We start from the raw sequence: 19072 nt of genomic DNA on the forward strand, positions 1-19072 counted from the left end.
CTCAGACGCGCTTGCGATAGAGGGTGTCGAGCCACACCGCGACGACCAGCACGGCGCCCACGACGATGCTCTGCAGCGGCGAGTCGACGCCGAGCAGCACCATGCCGGACTGTAGCGATTGCATCAGCAGCGCACCGAGCATGGCGCCGAGCACGGTTCCGGAACCGCCGGCAAGCGACGTGCCGCCGATGACGGCGGCGGCGATGACCAGCAGCTCGTCCAGCGTGCCGAGCGCATTGGTCGACGAATTCTGCCTGGCCGACGAGATTGCCGCCGCGATCGTCGCCAGCACGCCCATGATCATGAACACCTTCATGGTGATCCAGCGCGTGTTGATGCCGGCGAGGTTGGCCGCTTCCGGATTGCCACCGATGGCGAAGACATAGCGGCCGAAGCGCGTGCGCTTGGTGACGAAGGTCATGATAAGGCCGACGGCCACCGCCATCAGCACCGGGATGGCGATGCCATGCGCGACGAACAGCCCGCCCTCGGGAACGGTGATGTTGTTGGCTGCGGCGTAGCGGTTCACGATGCCGACCGGCCAGGGATAGGAGTTGGCGAGCCACACGGCCCCCAAAATGATCGCGCAGGTGACCGTAGCGAGCAGCGTCTCGGCCCAGACCGGACGCAGCGGGAAACGGAAGCGCTTGCGCTGCAAGCGGCCGTTATAATGCATGAAGATGACCGCAAGACAGGCGACGATGCCGACGATCCAGCTCCATTTGGCGCCGATCGAACCCGCCGGGCCGCCGCCCATCAGTTGGAAGGTGGTGTCGAGCGGCGCCACGGTCTGGCCGCTGGTGACCCACCAGGCAGCGCCCCGCCACACCAGCAATCCGCCCAGCGTGACGATGAAGGCCGGCACTTCAAGATAGGCGATGATGAAGCCCTGGAAGGCGCCGATGATAAGACCGAGCGCCAGGCCGATCAGCAATGCCAGGACCCAGATCCATGGATTGCCGAGCTCAAGCCCGACGAAGCGAACCAGGAAATGCACCTGGGCAAAGCCCATGACCATGCCGATCACCCCTTCGGCCGATCCGACCGACAGGTCGATGTTGCGCATGACGATGACCAGCACCATGCCGGAAGCCATGATCGCCACGGCCGACGTCTGCACCGACAGGTTCCAGAGATTGCGCGGCGTGAGGAAGGTGCGACTGTCGAAGTCGAGCGGATTGACGCCGAGCCGCAGGCTGGAGATCACATGAAGCCCGACCCAGATCAAGAGCAGCGCGGCGATCATGCCGAGCATGCGGGTGTCGAGCTCGGTCGCCTTCAGGAACCGGGCGACAGCGCCGAGTTCCGACGCGCGCGCGGTGTCCGCCGGTTGCGTGGACGTCGTGTCGGTCATGATTTTCCTCCCCCGGCTTTGCCCGTCTGGCGCGGATGCCAAAGCAAGCCTCGAAGCTATCCACCAAAAGCGAAAACACAAATCTTTCCGAGAAAACGCCGCGGCTTAAAAGCAATCCCACGACAAGTGCGTAGCGGTTTTCCGTTCGGGATTGCGGCCACAAGGAGCGGGAGCGGTTCAATGAACCGCTCCAGGCCCGCGGCGCAGTTATCTTGGTCAAACGTCGTTGAGCTTAGTTGCAGATCTTGACGCTGCCGGCGGGCACGCCCGCGCAGACTTCGTCCTTCTTGATCCAACCGGCGTCGATGACGACGTTCAGATTGTCCTTGGTGATCGCGATCGGGGTCAGGAACAGCGACTTGACGGTGTTGCCGCCGGGCGTGGTGAAGTCCTTGGCGCCGGCGATGTCGCCCATCTTCTTGCCGTCGGCGAGCTGCGAGGCGATCTCGGCGGCGTTCTTGCCGAGCTCGCGCGCGTCCTTCCACACCGACACGGTCTGCGTGCCGAGCGCGATGCGGTTGAGCGCCGCGTGGTCGCCGTCCTGACCGGAAACCGGAACGGTGCCGGCCAGGCCTTGCGCTGTCAGGGCCGCGACGACGCCGCCGGCCGTGCCGTCATTGGCCGCCACGACCGCGTCGACCTTGTTGTCGTTGGCGGTCAGGAACTGCTCCATGTTCTTCTGCGCGTTGGCGGGCAGCCAGCCGTCGGTGTAAGCCTCGCCGACATTCTTGATCTTGCCGCTGTCGATCGCTTCCTTCAGCACTTCCATGGAGCCCGAGAACAGGAAATCGGCGTTCGGATCGGAACCCGAGCCCTTGATGAAGACGTAGTTGCCTTCGGGCTTGGCCTTGAACACCTCGCGGGCCTGCATGCGGCCGACTTCCTTGTTGTCGAAGGTCAGGTAAAACACGTCCTTGTTCTCGATCAGGCGGTCGTAGCCGACGACCGGGATCCCTTCGTCGAGCGCCTTCTGCACCGCCGGGCCGATTGCCGAGGCGTCCTGCGCCAGGATGATCAGCGCGTTGGCGCCCTGCGAGATCAGGCTTTCGACGTCGGTCAGCTGCTTGCCCGGATTGGACTGCGCATCGGCCGAGATATACTTGTCGCCGGCGGCCTCGATGGCCTTCTTCATCGCCGCTTCGTCGGTCTTCCAGCGCTCTTCCTGGAAATTCGACCACGACACGCCGATGACCTTGTCCTTCGCCTCGGCGACCGACGCCAGCGTCAGCGACATGGCAACGCCCGCCAGAATGGCGGCTGCGAATTTCTTCATGATATCCTCCCTGCGCCCCGTGCGGCGCGACCCAGACTGGCCCGAAGGCCGGTAGAGGCTTTTTTTCGAGCCTCAAAAAAATAGTGATCCAGCAAAACGACGGTGTCAACTGCGATTCTGATGGGTTTTGATGGGCAGGGACATTTTTTTCGACGTCCGCAATAAACAATGACACAGACCCCGACTTCTGCCAGAATCCCTAGCGTGTCAGCGACGGGCCATGGCATCATCACAGGGCCGCGATGACGCGGGAGGACGTGCGAGACAATGTCGGTCGGGATCCGCCACGACGATTTGCGCCGGCGCAACCGCGCCATGGTGATTTCGGCCGTGCGCCGCGCCGGCCAGCCATCGCGGACGGAGATCGCCGCCACCACCGGGCTCAGCCACTCGACCATTTCGGCGATCTCCGCCGATCTGATCCAGGAAGGTATTCTCACCGAAAGCAAGGCCAGCGGGCCGACGGCGTTGAAACGCGGCCGGCCGCAGATCGGCCTGGCGCTGAACCCCGAAGCCGCCGCGGTGCTGACCGTGGTGCTGTCGCTAAACTTCCTGTCGGTTGCCGTCATCGACTATGCCGGCCAGGTGGTTGCCGAGGAACAGCTGCGCCTGGACACGCTCATCATGCCCCGCGACGAGCTGATCGGCGAATGCTTGGCGATCGTCCGGCGCCGGCTGCAGGATCCCGACCTCGACGTGGGCAGCGTTGCCCGCATCGCCATGGGCATCCAGGGCATCACCGATTCCCATTCACGCGCCATGCTGTGGTCGCCGATCACGCCGCTGACCGATATCCCGTTCGCCGACCTTCTCGAGACGGAATTCGGCATCCCCGCCACCATGGAGAACGACTGCAACATGATGGCGGTGGCGCTGCAATGGCGCGACCCCGAGCGCTATCGCGACGACTTCATCGCCATCCTCTTGTCGCACGGCATCGGCATGGGTTTGGTGCTGAAGGGCGCGCTGTTCACCGGCACGCATTCCTCCGGCGGCGAGTTCGGGCACATGATCCACCGTCCCGGCGGCGCGCTTTGCCGCTGCGGCCGGCGCGGCTGCGTCGAGGCCTATGCCGGCAATTACGCCATCTGGCGCAGCGCCATGGGCATAAGCGAGGATGCCGCGCCGACGGACGTCGGCGACGCCGACATGCGCGCGCTTGCCGCAAAGGCCCGGATCGAGGAAGGCCCCGAGCGGGAGGCCTATCGCCGGGCCGGCGAGGCGCTGGGCTTCGGCCTCGGCAGCCTGTTCGCGCTGATAGACCCGGCGCCCGTCGCGATGGTCGGGGTCAGCGCGGCCGCCTTCGACCTGATCGAGCCGGCGCTGAGGAAGGCGATCGCCCAGACCGCCGGCGGCCAGCATTCGGAATCGATCTCATTCGACACCGAGCCGAACGAGCTGCCGCTGATCCGCGAAGGCTGTGCCATGCGCGCGCTGACCTTTGTCGACCAGGAGATTTTTGCGCCGGCGGTTCAGACGAGAGGCGGCGCGGGGAAGAACGTCGCTTGAGCGAGTTTCCGAATCGCCGGACATTAGCGAAGGCCTTTTGAGCTTTCGTCATTCCACGGGCGGAGCAAGGAGCGAAGCTCCGTCGTGAAGACCCTGGAATCCGTTCCGTTACCTCGGACATGAGGTGCGGCGGAGCAGAATTCTGCACCGCAGTGCCGCGTCGAAGTCACGGAATGGATCCTCGGGTCTACGCTGCGTCGCTGCGCTCCTTGCTCCGCCGTGGATGACGAAGCACAAGCGTCTCGACTACTCGGCAGCGTGGATGTCGGAAGTGCCGAGCGAGTCCGAACTTCGGCAACTTCAGGTCAATCCTCGCGGATCGCGTAACCCGCCCCGCGGATGGTGCGTATGACGTCCGGCATGCGACCGTTGTTGACGGCCTTGCGCAGGCGCCCGACATGGACGTCTACCGTGCGCTCGTCGATATAGATCGTCTCGCCCCAGACATTGTCGAGCAGTTGGCTGCGCGAGAACACGCGGCCGGGGTGACGCATCATGAATTCGAGCAGTCGGAACTCGGTCGGGCCGAGCCTGATCTCGCTCTTCTTGCGGTAGACGCGGTGCGATTCGCGGTCGAGCACGATGTCGCCGACCTTGAGCACGCTGGACAGCACCTCCGGCTTGGCGCGGCGCAGCAGCGCCTTGACGCGCGCCATGAACTCCGGCGTCGAGAACGGCTTGACCAGATAATCGTCGGCGCCGGTCGAAAGACCGCGCACGCGGTCGCTTTCCTCGCCCCGCGCCGTCAGCATGATGATCGGCAGCCGCTCTGTCTCGGGCCGCATCCTGAGGCGACGGCAGAGCTCGATGCCGGAGACCGCCGGCACCATCCAGTCGAGCACAAGCAGGTCGGGAACGTTTTCCTGAAGGCGGATTTCGGCCTCGTCGCCGCGGGTTACCACTTCCACCTGGTAACCCTCGGATTCGAGGTTATAGCGGAGCAGCACCCCCAGCGGCTCCTCGTCCTCCACCACCATGATGCGTGGCGCGATCATCGGGGTAACCTTTTCGTCAGGCAGCCGGAGCCGACATTGCCGTCTCGTCCTGCTTCGGACGGTTGGCGGGCAATAGCGTGCCGGTCAGCACATAATAGGCGTTCTCGGCAATGTTGGTCACATGGTCGCCGATGCGCTCGAGGTTCTTGGCGCAGAACAGAAGATGCGTGCAAGCGGTGATGTTGCGCGGGTCTTCCATCATATAGGTCAACAGCTCGCGGAAGACGGCCGTGTATTTGACGTCGATGCGCTCGTCGTCGTTGCGCAGCTTGGCGAGCGCCGTGGCATCGCCCACCGTATATTCCTGGATTACGCCCTGGACCTGGATCAGCACCATCTGCGCCATGGAATCGATCGAATGCGTGAGGTCACGCGGTGCGGCACTGACGCCGACCGAGCCGACGCGCTTGGCGATGTTCTTGGCGAGATCGCCGATACGCTCCAGGTCGCCCGCCATGCGGATCGCACCGACCACGCTGCGCAGGTCGTCGGCCATCGGCTGGCGCTTGGCGATCAGCGTGATGGCGCGGTCGTCGAGCTCGCGCTGCCTTGCGTCCATGATGGCGTCGTCGGAGACGACGCGCTGCGCCAGCGCATTGTCGCTTTCGAGCAGCGCCTTGGTCGAGGCGCCGACCATCGAGGCAGCAAGGTCGCCCATGTCGTTGATGAGCCGGCTGATCTGCCTCAGATCCTCGTCGAAGGAGGCGACGGTATGTTCGGCCATGATGATGTCCTCGTATGTGCTCAGCCGAAGCGGCCGGTGATGTAGTCCTGCGTGCGCTTCTCGCGGGGCGAGGTGAAGATCTTCTCGGTCCGGTCGAACTCCACCAGCTCGCCCAGATACATGAACGCCGTCTGCCGCGACACGCGCGCCGCCTGCTGCATGTTGTGGGTGACGATGACGATCGTGTAGTCGGCCTGCAATTCGTCGATCAGTTCCTCGATCTTGGCCGTCGACAGCGGATCCAGCGCCGAGGCCGGCTCGTCGAGCAGGATCACTTCGGGCTTCACCGCCACGGTGCGGGCGATGCACAGGCGCTGCTGCTGGCCGCCCGAGAGGCTGAGGCCGCTGGCGTTGAGCTTGTCCTTGACCTCGCTCCAGAGCGCGGCCCGCTTCAGCGCCGACTCGACGCGGTTGTCCATCTCGGCCTTGCTGATCTTCTCATAGAGCCTGACACCGAAGGCGATGTTCTCGTAGATCGACATCGGGAACGGCGTCGGCTTCTGGAACACCATGCCGATCTTGGTCCTGAGCAGGTTGAGGTCCTGCGAGCGGTCGAGGATGTTCTTGCCGTCGAGCAGCACCTGCCCTTCGGCGGTCTGCTTCGGGTAGAGCTCGTAGATGCGGTTCAGCACACGCAGCAGCGTCGACTTTCCGCAGCCGGACGGACCGATGAAGGCCGTCACGCTGCGCTCGGGCAAGGACAGGTTGATGTCCTTCAGCGCCTTCGACTGGCCATAGTAGAAGTTGAGGTTCTTGACCTCGATCTTGGCCTTCTCGACGGTTGTGTCGGGTGCGTTCAGGTCGGTGGACAACATCGGTTTCATCTGTCCTCTCTGCGTCCGGTTAGGCTGCGGGCGATGATGCTCAGCCCGAGAACGGTCAGGGTGATTATGAGTGCGCCCGTCCAGGCCAGCTGCTGCCATTCCTCGTAAGGGCTGAGAGCGAACTGGAAGATGGTCACCGGCAGGCTGGCCATCGGGGCATTGAGATTGCTCGACCAGAACTGGTTGTTGAGCGCGGTGAAGAGGAGCGGCGCTGTCTCGCCGGAGATGCGGGCGATCGCCAGAAGGATGCCGGTGACGATGCCGGAGAGCGCCGCGCGATAGGCGACGGAGCGGATCACCACCCAGCGCGGCGCGCCGATGGCAGTGCCTGCTTCGCGCAGCGCGTTGGGCACGAGGTTCAGCATGTCCTCGGTGGTGCGCACCACGACGGGGATCACCAGGATCGACAGCGCCACGGCGCCGGCGATCGCCGAGAAATGTCCCATCGGCCGCACCAGCAGCTCATAAACGAACAGTCCGATGATGATCGACGGCGCCGACAAGAGGATGTCGTTGATGAAGCGCACGACCGTAGTGAGCCTCGAGAAGCGTCCGTACTCGGCCATGTAGGTTCCGGCAAGCACGCCGATCGGCGTGCCGACGACGATACCGATGACCGTCATGACGATGCTGCCGTAGATGGCGTTGAGCAGGCCGCCGGCATCGCCGGGCGGCGGCGTCATTTCCGTGAACACGGCAAGGTTCACCCCCGAGAGCCCCTTGTAGAGCAGGGCGCCGAGGATCAGCGCCAGCCAGGCGAGGCCGATACCCGCCGCGATGACGCACAGCGCCATCATCACGGCATTCTTGCGCTTGCGGCTTTGGTGGAGCGATTGGGCAGTCGACATCGGTCAGGCTCCCGTGCGGCTATCGATGCGCAACAGCATGTAGCGTGCGAGCGCTAGGATGATGAAGGTGATGATGAACAGGATCAGGCCGAGCGACACCAGCGAGGATGTATAGAGATTGCCGTCGGCTTCGGTGAATTCGTTGGCGATGGTCGCCGAGATGGTCGTGCCCGGCGCGAACAGCGACGCGCTGATGCGGTGCGCGTTGCCGATGACGAAGGTGACGGCCATCGTCTCGCCGAGTGCGCGGCCGAGGCCGAGCATGACGCCGCCCATGATGCCGACGCGGGTATAGGGGATGGTCACGCGCCGGGTCACTTCCCAGGTCGTGCAGCCGATGCCGTAGGCCGATTCCTTCAGCACCGCGGGCACCGTGTCGAACACGTCCTTGGTAATCGAGGTGATGAAGGGCAGCACCATGATGGCGAGAATCAGCGACGAGGTCAGCAGGCCGATGCCGTAGGGCGGACCGGCAAACAGGCTGGAGAGGCCCGGTATGCCGTGGAAAAGGCTGATGATGAAGGGCTGCACCGTCGTCTGCAGGAACGGCGCGAAGACGAACAGGCCCCAGATGCCGTAGATGATCGAGGGAATGCCGGCGAGCAGTTCGACCGCGATGCCGATCGGGCGGCGGAGCGGGCGCGGGCAAAGCTCGGTCAGGAAGACGGCGATGCCGATGCCGATCGGCACGGCGATGAGAATGGCGATGGCCGAGGTGACGATGGTGCCGTAGATGGGCGCGAGCGCGCCGAAATTTTCGGTGACCGGGTTCCAGGATTCGGTGGTCAGGAAGGAGAAGCCGAACTTCGACAACGCCTCCCACGAGCCGGCGATCAGCGAGATCGCGACGCCGCCGAGCAGAACCAGCACGAGGATGGCGGAGGCGCGCGTGGCCGCCCGGAAGACCATGTCGGTGACGGCGAAGCGGCGCACTGTCGCTTCCCTGGTCCGCATAGCGGACGATGTCGCGGCTTCGGAAACGGCTGTCATTTGGCCCCTCGCATTTCGAAAGAGACAGGAGGGCGCCAAGGACGCCCTCCTTATTCGCCAAGAATTACATGCCGGAGTAGAGCGGCTTGCCGTTCGCGTCGACGATGTCCTTGCCCCACATTGCCTCGACGCTCTTCACGACCGAGTCGGGCATCGGAACGTAGTCGAGACTGGAGGCCAGCTCGTCGCCCTTAGCATAGGACCAGGCGAAGAACTTGAGCGCTTCGGTCGTGGCCGCCGCGTCGTCGGGCTTCTTGTAGACGAGGATCCAGGTGGCCGACGTCATCGGCCAGGATTCGGCGCCGGCCTGGTTGGCCAGGATGACGCCGTAGCCCGGCTGCGAGTTCCAGTCGGCATTGGCCGCAGCGGCCGAGAACGCGGCGGCCGTCGGCTCGACCTTCTTGCCGTCCTTGTTGATCAGGTCGGTATAGGTGAGCTTGTTCTGCTTGGCATAGGCGTATTCGACATAGCCGATCGCGCCACCGGTCTGCGAGACGTTGTTGGCGACGCCTTCATTGCCCTTGGCGCCGATGCCAACCGGCCATTCGAGCGCGGTGTTGACACCGACCTTCGACTTCCAGTCGGCGCTGACGTCGGCCAGGTAGTAGCTGAAGTTGAACGTGGTGCCCGAGCCGTCCGAACGGTGGACGACGGCGATCGCCTGGTCTGGCAGCTTCACGTCGGGGTTGAGCTTCTTGATCGCTTCGTCGTTCCAGTTGGTGATCTTGCCGGCGAAGATGTCGGCCAGCGTCGGACCGTCGAGCACCAGTTCGCCCGGCTTGATGCCTTCGAGGTTGACGACCGGAACGATGCCGCCCATCACCATCGGGAACTGCGCGAGTCCGGTGGAGTCGAGATCCTCGCCCTTCAGCGGCGCGTCGGAAGCGCCGAAGGTCACGGTCTTGGCCTTGATCTGCTTGATGCCGCCGCCGGAGCCGATCGACTGATAGTTGAGGCCGATGCCGGTCTCCTTCTTGTAGGCGTCGGCCCACTTCGCATAGATCGGATAGGGGAAGGTGGCGCCGGCGCCGGAGATGTCGGCAGCCATCGCGGCCGCCATGCTAAGGGTTGATGCCGCAGCCATTGCAATCGCAACGGCCGCCGAGCGGATGAAATGTCTCATGTGGCCTGCTCCTGTTCGGAAGATGGTCTTTCGGCACCCGTTCTATCGGCGCCCGGTGAGCGCAATAGCCCTCGATTATTACAGTCGCATGACAGTTTCGTGTCAGCCCGGTAACGTCTGAAAGAGATGTCTGGAGAGGGCGGCGGCGGCCCCGAAAGGGCCGGCCGGAGTTTGCCGCGGAAATCAGCAACTTGTCTGGCTTTTGAAGCAAAATTTATCCCGGCGGCCGGATCTCGGCCGCCGGGAAATAAAATCCGGACGAGAGCGCGTTGCCTGAGCACCAGAGCGGATCATGGCTTGGCCATCGCCGAAAACAGGTCCGTTGGGGTAGAGTTGACGCTGTTTCTTGTTGGCGGTCGCTGCTCCCGCCCGTAACCGAAGGGCGGAATCGATGGACCACATTGTCCAAGCTTGGCTTTTGCTTTGGTATGGTGCGATCGCACCATACGCATGCGTCAACGCCCCGCGCCAGCCTGCCGGCTAAATTCGCTTTAACCGGCGTTGCGCCGGGTCTCGACGTCTGATCCCAGCCAGCGCTCGAGCTTTTCGAGCAGCGCCCGCGGACTGATCGGCTTCGGCAGGTAATCGTCCATCCCGGCTTCCAGGCAGCGTTCGCGGTCGCCCTTCAGTGCATGCGCGGTGACGCCGACGATCGGCACATGGGTGCCCATGTCCTCCTCGAGCCGGCGGATGGCGCCCGTCGCCTCCAGCCCGTTCATTTCCGGCATCGACACATCCATCAGGATCATGCGCGGATTGAGCCTGCCGAAGGCGTCCAGCGCCTTGCGGCCATTGCCGACGATCTCGAAGCGGTAACCGGTCTCGCCCAGGATCTGGGTGAACACCAGTTGGTTCACCTCATTGTCCTCGGCGACGAGGACGTCAAGCCCGCGCTCCGCGTCGGTTGGGCGTGGACGCGTCCGCACCGGCGGCGGCTGCAGCATGGCGCGCTCCAATGCCGCCGCCTGCGCCGGCGCGGCCTGAGGCGTGGCCGAGCCGGCGGCGGGTTGCGCCGCGGCACCGCTGTGGCGATGACGCTGGATGGTCGCAACCAGAGTTTCCAAAAGGATGGAGGAGCGCGCCGGCTTGATAAGCTGCGCATCGATGCCGAGGTCGCGATAGGTCGTGTTGGCAAGCGACTGGTCGACGGAGGTCAGCATGATGATGGGCGTATGGGCCAGGCCCGCCGTGTTGCGCACGATGCGCGCCATCTCGGCGCCGGTCATGCCGGGCATCTGGTAATCGAGCACCACGCAGTCGACCGGCACGCCATAGGCGGCGGCGGCAATCAGCACCTTCAACCCCTCGGCGCCGCTTTCGGCCGCGCAGGAATCGAACGCCCACGACGCCATCTGCTCGCTCAGGATCGAGCGGTTGACGGCGTTGTCGTCGACGATGAGCACGCGCGCGCCGGTGACGTCGACCGGCGTGATGCGCCGTCCGCCCTGCTCGGCCCTGGGCAGCGTGACCGTGAACCAGAAGGTCGAGCCCTTGCCCTCGGCGCTGTCGACGCCGATGTCGCCGCCCATCATCTCGACCAGCCGCGAGGTGATGGCAAGGCCAAGTCCGGTGCCTTCGTGCCGCCTGGTCGAGGAGGTATCGACCTGGCTGAATTTTTCGAACACCAGCTTCAGCTTCTCTTCCGGGATGCCGATGCCGGTATCGGTAACCGATATGGTGAGCCTTGTTCCCGCCGGAACCCGCTCACCGGTGACGTCGACCAGGACATGGCCTTCGTCGGTGAATTTCACGGCGTTGCCGAGCAGATTGGTGACGATCTGCCTGACGCGACCGACATCGCCGACGAACTGGCCGTCGAGTCCCGGCTGGATGCGGACGATGAGCTCGAGGTCCTTCTCCTTGGCGCGCGTCGATACCAGCGTCGCCACATCCTCGATCGCCTCGGCGAGGTTGAAGGGCGCCGGGTCGAGCACCAGCTGGCCGGCGTCGATCTTGGAGAAGTCGAGGATGTCGTTGATGATGGTGAGCAGCGCGTTGCCGGATTTGACGATGATGTCGGTGAACGTCTTCTGCTTCGGATCAAGGTCCGACTTTGCCAAAAGCTCTGCCATTCCAAGGACCCCGTTCATCGGCGTGCGGATCTCGTGGCTCATATTGGCGAGGAATTCCGACTTGGCCCGGTCGGCGAGCACGGCGCGCCGCTGCGCTTCGCTGAGCTCGGCCTCGCGTCGCTTGAGCTCGGTGATGTCGGTGGTGGAGCCGATGAGGTAGAGCGAGCCGTCCGAGGCGATCATCGCGCCCTTGCGCGCGAACTGGTGCCTGACGCTGCCGTCCGGCAGCGTCACCGTCTCCTCCATCTCCTGCGTTTCTCCGGTGCGCAGCACGGCCAGATCGCCGGCGACGAAGGCTGCGCCGTCCGCGCCGAATATCTCGACGTCCGTCTTGCCGATCGCTTCTTCCCGGCTGAAGCCGGTGAGATCGCACCAGCCCTTGTTGACGTAGAACTGCCTGAGGTCGGAGCGCTTAGCGTAGATCGACACCGGCACATTGTCGATGAGGCTGCGGAAAACCTCGTTCTCGCTCATGCTTTGCTTCAGCGCCTGTTCGCGCGCTTTCACGTCGGTGATGTCGGTGCTGGAACCGACCAGATGCACAGAGCCGTCGGTCGCCACCAGCCGGCTCTTGCGCGTCATCAGCTGCCGCACCGTGCCGTCACGATGGGTGACGGCTTCCTCGACCTCGCGACCCAGACCGGTCGTTACGACTTCGGTGTCGTCATTGCTGAAACCGTCCGCCTCTTGCGTCGCGAAAAGCGCGCGATCCGTCTTGCCGAGCACTTCGTCCTTGGCGAGGCCGGTCAGCGCGCACCAGGCCTTGTTGACGAATTCGATGCTGAGATCGTCGGCCTTGATGAAGGCGGCCACAGGCAGCTCGTCCATGACGTGCCGGTAGAGGTCGATCTGGCGCATGGAATCGCGCAGCGCCTTCTCACGAGCCTTGATGTCGGTGATATCGACGCGCACGCCGATGAACGTGCCGTCGCCGGTGCGCATGTCGTAGACCTGGTACCAGCGCCCGTCCGGATTGACGCGCTCGTAGGAAGAGCTCGGCAAGCGATATCGCCGTAGCATGGCATCAAGCCAACGCTCGGTGTCGACAGCGTAAAGGTCATCGATCGCAGGGTCGCCGCTCGAACGGAAGTAGCCGACGGAATGGCCGAGGGCCAATGCCTCGCGGAATGTGCGGCCCGGCTGCCAGGCCGGCTTCAGCGCCGGCAGCGTGTCCTGCAGCTTGCGGTTGGCGAAGACGAAGCGGTCGTCGCGATCGTAGATGATGACGCCCGCCGGCAGCGACTCCAGCACGGTGGCGAGATTCCTGCGCGCGTCCTCGGCCTCGGTCTCGCGCTGTTTCATGTCGGTGATGTCGATATAGGAGATCAGCCGCTTGCCGCCGGGAAGAGGCGCCAGCGAGGCGATCAGCGTGCGGCCGTCCTTGCGCGGCAACTGCCTGGATCCAGCAGCACCGGCCCGGATTTCGGCCTCCCGTTGGGCCACATGGCTTTGCCAGGCCTGGTCCTCGCCGCCGAACGGATCGGTGTCGCGGCTGGCTTCCATGAGGTCGCGAAAGCGACTGCCGGCTGGAGCGCGCAGCGGATCGATCTTCCAGAAGTCGTAGAATGCCCGGTTGATCACCTCGGCCCGCAAGTCGGCATCGAGAACGATGACGCCGATCGGCATCGAATCGACCATCAGGCTCAGATTGGCGAGCGCCTGCGAAGTCCCCGCCATGTCACCGAGAAAGGCCCCGTTGGCGCGCATATCCGCCTTGTCAAAATTCCGCGCGCTGTCCGCCCCGACAGTTCCGTCCGTATCCGCCATTCCTACCCCCAAGGCCGAACCGTGCCGGTTGGTCGGTGGAATGTGCCCGACAAGCATTAACGATCCGCTAACCATAATGATTGCAACCGCCTGCCGCCCGGTGCCGTTGAGGCGGATTCCCATCGTGGCGCCGGCTGCGGTAATCCGCCCGTTGGCGATCAGGGCAACGACGCACTATAAGGTGCTTGAGGTGTTGCTAATGTTTGACCGAATCGCGGCTTTGATCCTGTGCCCGGCGCTGCTTGCGGCGGGTGGTTGCGCGCGCAGCGACGACGGCACGGTGATCGTTCCGAGCCGGATGGACGTCAGGCGTGTCTGGGACGAGGCGCCGCCGGGAGCGACCGCGTCGCGGCAGATCGCGTCGGACGTGTTTCCTCTGCCGCCGAGCCCGCCGCAGAGCCCTACCGTGCGGCGCCATTCCAAGTCCGCCCAGGCGAGGCCCTCCTACAACCAGGATCTGCCCGGTCAGTCTTCCGACGGGCAGAGCCCCCTCACCTGCAGGAATGTCGGCGAAAGCGGCAAGCGTTACCGCGTCGTCTGCGAGTGACGTTGCCTAATCCGCCGGCGGATTGAGGCTGGACCCGCTGCCCGGATATGAGAAAGGCAAACCGACTGGTTCAGGCGGGCGGTGGCCGAATACTCGACGCAATCACGCATCGCTGATGAAACCTTGGTCTGCGCCGGACGTTGTTGGCTCTGATCCGCGCAGCGCAGAGGAGACCGAAGATGTCCGTTCACTTCACCGTCTCTGGCTTGACCAGGAATCTGATCCATTCGCTTGGGCTGGATCATGAGCAGGTGCCGAGACCCCTTACCCCCGAACAGAGCCTTCTGCTGGATTGTTATCTGGCCGGGCAGATTCCGGACTCTGCCTGGAGCGACTATGTCTTCGAGATGCCGGAACTGGAAAAGCACGCCGAGGCCAGGCGCGCACGCGGTTCGACCTGAAGACAATTGCTGGAAAGCGGTTAAGCTCGGCGGCTTCGCCGTGGCCTTCTATACGGAATTGCATCGGAACAAGCAGTCAGGCCTGCCGTCTACTTCTTCGGCGAATTGAACTGTAACGTGAAGACGTTGCCGGCAATGCCTTGCGCCAGCGAGGGCGAAAGGCTGAGCGGCAGACAATCGTTCAGGGCCTTGGTCGCAGCGTCGACATACGCCTTACGCGCCTTGTCGTCGCCGCTGACATGGATAGCGGTTGTTTTCGGCGGCCCGATCAGCGTGCCGTCGCGTTTGAAGCTGAAGCTGAGCGTGACCGAGGAATTGTCGGAATTGGCCGGCGGCGTCCAGCAGGCAAGCAGGGCGGCGCCGACCTCGTTCATACCGTTGAGCGGTGCGGCGGCCGACGGAAAGGACACAACCGACAGCGCGCCCGCCATCATCAGAAATCTTGTCGTGTTCATCGCAGATCCTCGTCGCCGTCGCTCTGCCCCCTGGGCGGCATCGTACGATCCATGACGAGGATGACAATAGGCTTTCCGTTCCCCCGTCAGCGGTGCGATCATACTGTCGTGATTTCCGCGCGATGGCCATGAAAAGCAAAAGGCCGGCACGCAGCCGACCTTTCCCTTGCCTCGTCATTGCGCCAGTACATCCGTGGTCGCGGCGAGGACTGGAACCAGTAGACAGGCCTTGGGTAAATGAAACCTTAACGCCGGGGGGCTTACTGCGCTGTGGCCTGCGATTTCACATGCGCGATGTAGCCGCGCACGTCGCCTGCCGGCTCCGAATAGGCCTTGCCTAGCTTCTTCTCCAGCGCCGCCATGTATTCCTTCGCCCAGCCGGGCAGCGCGTAGTCGATGACCGCCAGGAATTCGAGCGTTGCCGCCAGCCTTATATCGGCGATCGACGGGTTGTTGCCGCCGATGAACGGTTTGCCGTCGCGGAAGAAGGAGTGAAACACCTCGAGCGGCTCGGCGATCGCGGCTATCGCAGCCTTCTGCGCTTCCGATTTCTTGTCCGGGTGGGCGTCGCTGTGGCCGACCTCGCCGGCATATTGCGGAAAGCCAAGCGCCGGATATGTCGCGCGCGCGACATAAGGATATAGCGTGCCGACCAGGTAGAACATGGCGCTGTCGACCATCGCCCGCTTTGCCGGCGCCTTCGGATAGAACTTATCCAGCCCGTGCTTGTTGGCGAGATACTGCATGATGGCGCAGCTTTCCCACAGCACGCCGCGCGGTAGGCCCTTGTCCTCGATCATCGGCGTCAGATGCGCTGGATTGCGCGCCAGGAATTCGGGCGAACGCGTATGACCCCAGGCATCGGTCTCTGCCGGATCGAGTCCGGCCGCGCGCGCGAACACCCGCACGGTCATGTTGTTGACGCTCGGCCTCAGCATGCTGAGTTTTATGCCGGGCCTCTTGGCCGGCTTCGCTTTAGGCGCGGCTTTTGCCGTCACCTTGGCGGTGGTTTTCGCCGCGGCTTGTGGCGCGGCCCTGGCCGCCGGTTTCTTTGAACTCTTCGTTGCAGCCTTTGCCATGTCGGCCCTCCCTCTGACCTGGTTAATAAGGGTTCTTCGGCGTCCTGCTCTCGGACAATGTTTCACGCGACCGCTCGACCAGCGCCTGGATGGCGTCCGCGAGATGGACCTCGGCGATGTTGTAGTCGCCGCGCGCCACACGGATCTTGTGCGCTTCCATCAGCACGTCGGAATGGGTGAAGCCGGCCGGGGGCTCGAAGCGGTAGGAAGCAAGCTCGATCAAAAGTCCCAGCGGGTCCTCGAAATAGATCGAGTCCATGAAGCCGCGGTCCTTGACGCCGCTGTGCTTGATGCCGCGCTCATCGAGCCGCGAGACCGCCTGCAGGAAGGTGACCCGCGACACCGAGAACGCGATGTGGTGGACGCAGCCGATATCGGTCGGCGTGCGCCGCTTGACCGGAGTGCGGCTCTCGTCGGTGAAGACGGTGATCAGACGCCCGTCGCCCGGATCGAAATAGAGATGGCTTTCGCTCGCCTTGTCGAGATTGGGCTGCTCGAAGATGAAGGGCATGCCGAGCACGCCCTCCCAGAAGTCGATCGAGGTCTGGCGACCGGCGCCGACCAGCGTGATGTGATGAACGCCTTGCGACTGCAGCTTCCGCATTGGCTCCTCCCGCCTGAGCTTGCGCCTGCCGGCTGTCTGGTTCCCAGGTGCCTGGCCATGCTTGGATCGGCCCTGGGCGACCGCCGCTCGGTTCTCGTCGCTCGGCATACAGCATCTTATCCGATTGCCGCCGGAGCGTTGATGAGGGGATGCTAATTCAATCCGGGGCGTTACGCCAGAAGCGCTGGCCTTCACTGCGCTTGGGGGCCAGTGCCGCCCTCGGCGATGATGCGGATCGGTCGCCGCTGTCCGGTCTGGATGCGGATAGCGGCCAAGCACTCTCTGGATTCATGACCCCAGTTTTGCCCCTTGCAGGCGGAGTCGATCCCCGATCCGGGAACGATGCGCGGGCCTTTGCCGCTAGTGTTCACGACAATCAAATCCGGATCATGCATGGTGGAAGGAAGTGCGAAGCCTGATACCGAGCCGACGACAATGAGAACAAGGCAACAGCCGGATGCGATCAGGGCGGCGGTCGCCACCGGGTGGATGGCTACCCGCTCTGAGACCCCCGCCAGCGATCCCGAGGAGCGGCTGTTCGTTGCATTCATCGCAGGCATCTCGATCCCTCAGGTCAGGATCCACGCCACGGGCCTGCCGGTCTCGCCCGGAACACCGCCGATACCGGCGGACAGATGAGGCGATATGGCACCCAACGGCACATCCAGAATATGCGCGATCGCCTTGAGGGTTTTGGTGGAGGCTGTTTTTCCGGAGCGCTCTATCTGCGAGAGCATGCTCGGGGTTATCCCGGCTTGGGCGGCAAGCTGCCTTCCGCTCAGGCCACGCAGGATCCTCACGGCGCGAACCGGGTTCTCGCCGGCGGCAATCTTGTCCAGGATGCGTTTGGGCAAGGGACTGTTGGGGGCAGGTTGGTCAAGGTCGGCCACACCGGCCATCGCCGTCCGCTTGAGCATGCGGAACTGCGATTCCGGCAGCACGACCATGCGTTCCTTGGAGCCTGGGTGCTTGATGAACTGGACGTTTAGCTTCATGTCAGCCGGCCTTCGGGTTTGGCTCACGGCGCGGCTCGAAACCGGCTTGGATCACCGGAACATAGCGAGCATGACGATCAGGAATGCGATCGACAGCACCGCGGCGGCGGATAGAACCGCCAATATCTGAAAGCTGATCGGCAACTGCCGAAACCGGTCCCACGTCCACGGTTCCTTTTCCCAGTGCTGAAATCGCGGCAACCGCTGCTCCCTTGGTCCGAGCCCGTCGCACCGGCGAACCGCGCAACGATCAACCACGCCGACAGGTTGCCGATGTCGACGAACCGCGATCTAGCGCCTTCAGGCTGGGACGTGACATCTGCCGAAAGTCAGGAATGATATGACGAAAGTCATATTCGTTTGCGGCCGGTTCGGGCTTACGTCAAAGTGGACCTGCCGCGTGCCTACGGCTGTTTTTGTGAGAACGAATGATCGATATCGGCACAGAATTGCTGCCGGCCGCGCAAGCGGAAGTCATCGGGCTTGCTGTTTTGCAGGCCGACAGGACTGTTCAGCAAAAGGTGGGGCGCCTGGTCGAGTGGCTGCCTGCCCTTGGAGCGGACTGCTGCCTGTGCACGCTGCTGGTCGGGATGGAGGCCGATATGGCGGCCTTGTCCGAGGGGCGCCGCGATCTGATCGCATTGTCTGGCGTGCGGGCCGAATTGCCGGGGCTGGACCGCCCCGTCACCGCGGTCATCTTGTGGAACGGCGATCGATCGCACTATGTGGTGATCGCAATGCCTGATTTCACGGCGCGCCAGGCCGAGATCATGTTCGAAAGCGAGCGGCGCGCCCGGCGCCTGATGGAGCAGCAGCTCGAAGCCGCCAACTCCGAGGTGCGCTTCGCCTCGCTCGCCCGCACGCGGCTGCGCCTGGCGCGCGATCTTCACGACACGCTGGTGCATTCGATCATCGCATTGCTGACGCAAATCCGGCTGACGCGGCATTTTCTGGCGACGGATCCCGCTCGCGTCTCGGACGGGCTGGCGATTGCCGAGGAGGCCGCGATAAACGGCCTGGCGCGGGCGCGCGACGCTATCGCCCGGCTCAGGATGCCAGACGACCTCGAGCCGGATTCGGACGTCGAGGAGATGCTGTCGGACTTCGCCCAGCAGACCGGCATCGAGGTCTCCACACGGATCGACGATGGAGCCCGCACCGGATTGCAGGATCACGCGACGACGATCAGGCGTATTGTCGGCGAGGTGTTGCGCAACGTCGAGGCGCATGCGAAGGCGCGCCAGGTCCGGTTCGACGCGGCCGTGGAGAAAACGGAAGCTCGCCGAAGCCTTGTTGTCGATATCCGCGACGACGGGCGCGGCTTTGATGGGACCATCCCCAAACAGGGGCATTTCGGGCTGATTGGAATGGCCGAATTTGCCGAACTCGCAGGGGGACGATGCACCGTGGAAAGCACGCCGGGGGCGGGTACACTGGTGCGGATATCCCTTCCCCTGACCGCGCCGGCGACGAACGGTGGTCCGGCGCCCCGGAGGCGTGGAAAGTGAGGGC

At 63.9% G+C, this 19072-nt stretch carries 19 protein-coding genes; 4 read left to right on the forward strand and 15 right to left on the reverse strand.

Features of this window, described 5'->3' with window-relative positions; all coding sequences use genetic code 11:
- Position 1 precedes the first annotated feature (1 nt).
- Together FJW06_RS25045 and xylF are read right to left on the reverse strand one after the other, a co-directional pair.
- Positions 2-1354, reverse strand: a complete 1353-nt coding sequence (locus FJW06_RS25045) for a sugar ABC transporter permease (protein ID WP_140755551.1) — start codon at positions 1352-1354, stop codon at positions 2-4.
- 232 nt (positions 1355-1586) lie between these two features.
- Positions 1587-2627: a D-xylose ABC transporter substrate-binding protein gene (xylF, locus tag FJW06_RS25050; RefSeq protein ID WP_140755553.1), complete on the reverse strand. Its 1041-nt coding sequence runs from the start codon at positions 2625-2627 to the stop codon at positions 1587-1589.
- 267 nt (positions 2628-2894) lie between these two features.
- Between xylF and FJW06_RS25055 the strand changes: the two genes are divergently transcribed.
- Positions 2895-4136 (forward strand): ROK family protein, encoded by a 1242-nt coding sequence (locus FJW06_RS25055; protein WP_140755555.1) that lies wholly within the window; start codon positions 2895-2897, stop codon positions 4134-4136.
- Between the two features lie 305 nt (positions 4137-4441).
- Here the strand turns inward: FJW06_RS25055 and phoB are convergent, their stop codons facing one another.
- From phoB to FJW06_RS25090, 7 genes are all read right to left on the reverse strand, one after another.
- A complete protein-coding gene (gene phoB, locus FJW06_RS25060) occupies positions 4442-5131 on the reverse strand; it encodes a phosphate regulon transcriptional regulator PhoB (RefSeq protein WP_010911896.1) in 690 nt (229 codons plus the stop codon).
- A gap of 16 nt (positions 5132-5147) precedes the next feature.
- The gene (phoU, locus tag FJW06_RS25065) at positions 5148-5855 is read right to left on the reverse strand and encodes a phosphate signaling complex protein PhoU (protein ID WP_140755557.1); all 708 of its coding nucleotides are present in this window, start codon (positions 5853-5855) and stop codon (positions 5148-5150) included.
- Positions 5856-5875: 20 nt separating this feature from the next.
- Entirely contained in the window at positions 5876-6679 is an 804-nt protein-coding gene (gene pstB, locus FJW06_RS25070) for a phosphate ABC transporter ATP-binding protein PstB (RefSeq protein WP_140755559.1), read from the reverse strand.
- Entirely contained in the window at positions 6676-7527 is an 852-nt protein-coding gene (gene pstA, locus FJW06_RS25075) for a phosphate ABC transporter permease PstA (protein WP_140755561.1), read from the reverse strand. The genes pstB and pstA overlap by 4 nt, the downstream gene beginning before the upstream one ends.
- A 3-nt stretch (positions 7528-7530) precedes the next feature.
- Positions 7531-8517 (reverse strand): phosphate ABC transporter permease subunit PstC, encoded by a 987-nt coding sequence (pstC, locus tag FJW06_RS25080; RefSeq protein ID WP_140755563.1) that lies wholly within the window; start codon positions 8515-8517, stop codon positions 7531-7533.
- A gap of 64 nt (positions 8518-8581) precedes the next feature.
- A complete protein-coding gene (pstS, locus tag FJW06_RS25085) occupies positions 8582-9640 on the reverse strand; it encodes a phosphate ABC transporter substrate-binding protein PstS (RefSeq protein WP_140755565.1) in 1059 nt (352 codons plus the stop codon).
- 491 nt (positions 9641-10131) lie between these two features.
- Complete coding sequence (locus FJW06_RS25090; RefSeq protein ID WP_246674828.1) at positions 10132-13479, reverse strand: response regulator; 3348 nt, start codon at positions 13477-13479, stop codon at positions 10132-10134.
- 199 nt (positions 13480-13678) lie between these two features.
- Here FJW06_RS25090 and FJW06_RS25095 point away from each other — a divergent pair, with 199 nt between their 5' ends.
- Both FJW06_RS25095 and FJW06_RS25100 read left to right on the forward strand, forming a co-directional pair.
- A complete protein-coding gene (locus FJW06_RS25095; protein ID WP_246674829.1) occupies positions 13679-14026 on the forward strand; it encodes a hypothetical protein in 348 nt (115 codons plus the stop codon).
- Positions 14027-14205: 179 nt separating this feature from the next.
- A complete protein-coding gene (locus tag FJW06_RS25100; protein ID WP_140755569.1) occupies positions 14206-14427 on the forward strand; it encodes a hypothetical protein in 222 nt (73 codons plus the stop codon).
- Between the two features lie 89 nt (positions 14428-14516).
- Here FJW06_RS25100 and FJW06_RS25105 read toward each other — a convergent pair whose 3' ends face one another.
- From FJW06_RS25105 to FJW06_RS30275, 6 genes are all read right to left on the reverse strand, one after another.
- The gene (locus FJW06_RS25105; protein WP_140755571.1) at positions 14517-14882 is read right to left on the reverse strand and encodes a hypothetical protein; all 366 of its coding nucleotides are present in this window, start codon (positions 14880-14882) and stop codon (positions 14517-14519) included.
- A gap of 260 nt (positions 14883-15142) precedes the next feature.
- Positions 15143-15961 carry a glutathione S-transferase family protein gene (locus FJW06_RS25110; protein WP_140755573.1) on the reverse strand — a complete coding sequence of 273 codons (819 nt, stop codon included), beginning with the start codon at positions 15959-15961 and terminating at the stop codon, positions 15143-15145.
- Positions 15962-15983: 22 nt separating this feature from the next.
- Complete coding sequence (locus FJW06_RS25115) at positions 15984-16565, reverse strand: VOC family protein (protein WP_140755575.1); 582 nt, start codon at positions 16563-16565, stop codon at positions 15984-15986.
- A 191-nt stretch (positions 16566-16756) separates the two neighbouring features.
- On the reverse strand, positions 16757-17116 hold the full coding sequence (locus tag FJW06_RS25120; protein WP_140755577.1) for a hypothetical protein: 360 nt from the start codon (positions 17114-17116) through the stop codon (positions 16757-16759).
- An 18-nt stretch (positions 17117-17134) separates the two neighbouring features.
- The gene (locus FJW06_RS25125) at positions 17135-17560 is read right to left on the reverse strand and encodes a helix-turn-helix transcriptional regulator (protein ID WP_140755579.1); all 426 of its coding nucleotides are present in this window, start codon (positions 17558-17560) and stop codon (positions 17135-17137) included.
- 1 nt (position 17561) lies between these two features.
- Positions 17562-17729: a hypothetical protein gene (locus tag FJW06_RS30275; protein WP_181178552.1), complete on the reverse strand. Its 168-nt coding sequence runs from the start codon at positions 17727-17729 to the stop codon at positions 17562-17564.
- A gap of 259 nt (positions 17730-17988) precedes the next feature.
- Between FJW06_RS30275 and FJW06_RS25130 the strand changes: the two genes are divergently transcribed.
- Entirely contained in the window at positions 17989-19068 is a 1080-nt protein-coding gene (locus FJW06_RS25130; RefSeq protein ID WP_140755581.1) for a histidine kinase, read from the forward strand.
- Positions 19069-19072: the final 4 nt, after the last annotated feature.

It is taken from the genome of Mesorhizobium sp. B4-1-3, assembly GCF_006439355.1.
Classification (GTDB): Bacteria; Pseudomonadota; Alphaproteobacteria; order Rhizobiales; family Rhizobiaceae; genus Mesorhizobium.

Excerpts from the sequence above, each read along its gene's own strand:
- FJW06_RS25045 (WP_140755551.1), bottom strand. The coding sequence starts at position 1,354 with ATGACCGACACGACGTCCACGCAACCGGCGGACACCGCGCGCGCGTCG.
- xylF (WP_140755553.1), bottom strand. The coding sequence starts at position 2,627 with ATGAAGAAATTCGCAGCCGCCATTCTGGCGGGCGTTGCCATGTCGCTG.
- FJW06_RS25055 (WP_140755555.1), top strand. The coding sequence starts at position 2,895 with ATGTCGGTCGGGATCCGCCACGACGATTTGCGCCGGCGCAACCGCGCC.
- phoB (WP_010911896.1), bottom strand. The coding sequence starts at position 5,131 with ATGATCGCGCCACGCATCATGGTGGTGGAGGACGAGGAGCCGCTGGGG.
- phoU (WP_140755557.1), bottom strand. The coding sequence starts at position 5,855 with ATGGCCGAACATACCGTCGCCTCCTTCGACGAGGATCTGAGGCAGATC.
- pstB (WP_140755559.1), bottom strand. The coding sequence starts at position 6,679 with ATGAAACCGATGTTGTCCACCGACCTGAACGCACCCGACACAACCGTC.
- pstA (WP_140755561.1), bottom strand. The coding sequence starts at position 7,527 with ATGTCGACTGCCCAATCGCTCCACCAAAGCCGCAAGCGCAAGAATGCC.
- pstC (WP_140755563.1), bottom strand. The coding sequence starts at position 8,517 with ATGACAGCCGTTTCCGAAGCCGCGACATCGTCCGCTATGCGGACCAGG.
- pstS (WP_140755565.1), bottom strand. The coding sequence starts at position 9,640 with ATGAGACATTTCATCCGCTCGGCGGCCGTTGCGATTGCAATGGCTGCG.
- FJW06_RS25090 (WP_246674828.1), bottom strand. The coding sequence starts at position 13,479 with ATGGCGGATACGGACGGAACTGTCGGGGCGGACAGCGCGCGGAATTTT.
- FJW06_RS25095 (WP_246674829.1), top strand. The coding sequence starts at position 13,679 with ATGTTTGACCGAATCGCGGCTTTGATCCTGTGCCCGGCGCTGCTTGCG.
- FJW06_RS25100 (WP_140755569.1), top strand. The coding sequence starts at position 14,206 with ATGTCCGTTCACTTCACCGTCTCTGGCTTGACCAGGAATCTGATCCAT.
- FJW06_RS25105 (WP_140755571.1), bottom strand. The coding sequence starts at position 14,882 with ATGAACACGACAAGATTTCTGATGATGGCGGGCGCGCTGTCGGTTGTG.
- FJW06_RS25110 (WP_140755573.1), bottom strand. The coding sequence starts at position 15,961 with ATGGCAAAGGCTGCAACGAAGAGTTCAAAGAAACCGGCGGCCAGGGCC.
- FJW06_RS25115 (WP_140755575.1), bottom strand. The coding sequence starts at position 16,565 with ATGCGGAAGCTGCAGTCGCAAGGCGTTCATCACATCACGCTGGTCGGC.
- FJW06_RS25120 (WP_140755577.1), bottom strand. The coding sequence starts at position 17,116 with ATGAATGCAACGAACAGCCGCTCCTCGGGATCGCTGGCGGGGGTCTCA.
- FJW06_RS25125 (WP_140755579.1), bottom strand. The coding sequence starts at position 17,560 with ATGAAGCTAAACGTCCAGTTCATCAAGCACCCAGGCTCCAAGGAACGC.
- FJW06_RS25130 (WP_140755581.1), top strand. The coding sequence starts at position 17,989 with ATGATCGATATCGGCACAGAATTGCTGCCGGCCGCGCAAGCGGAAGTC.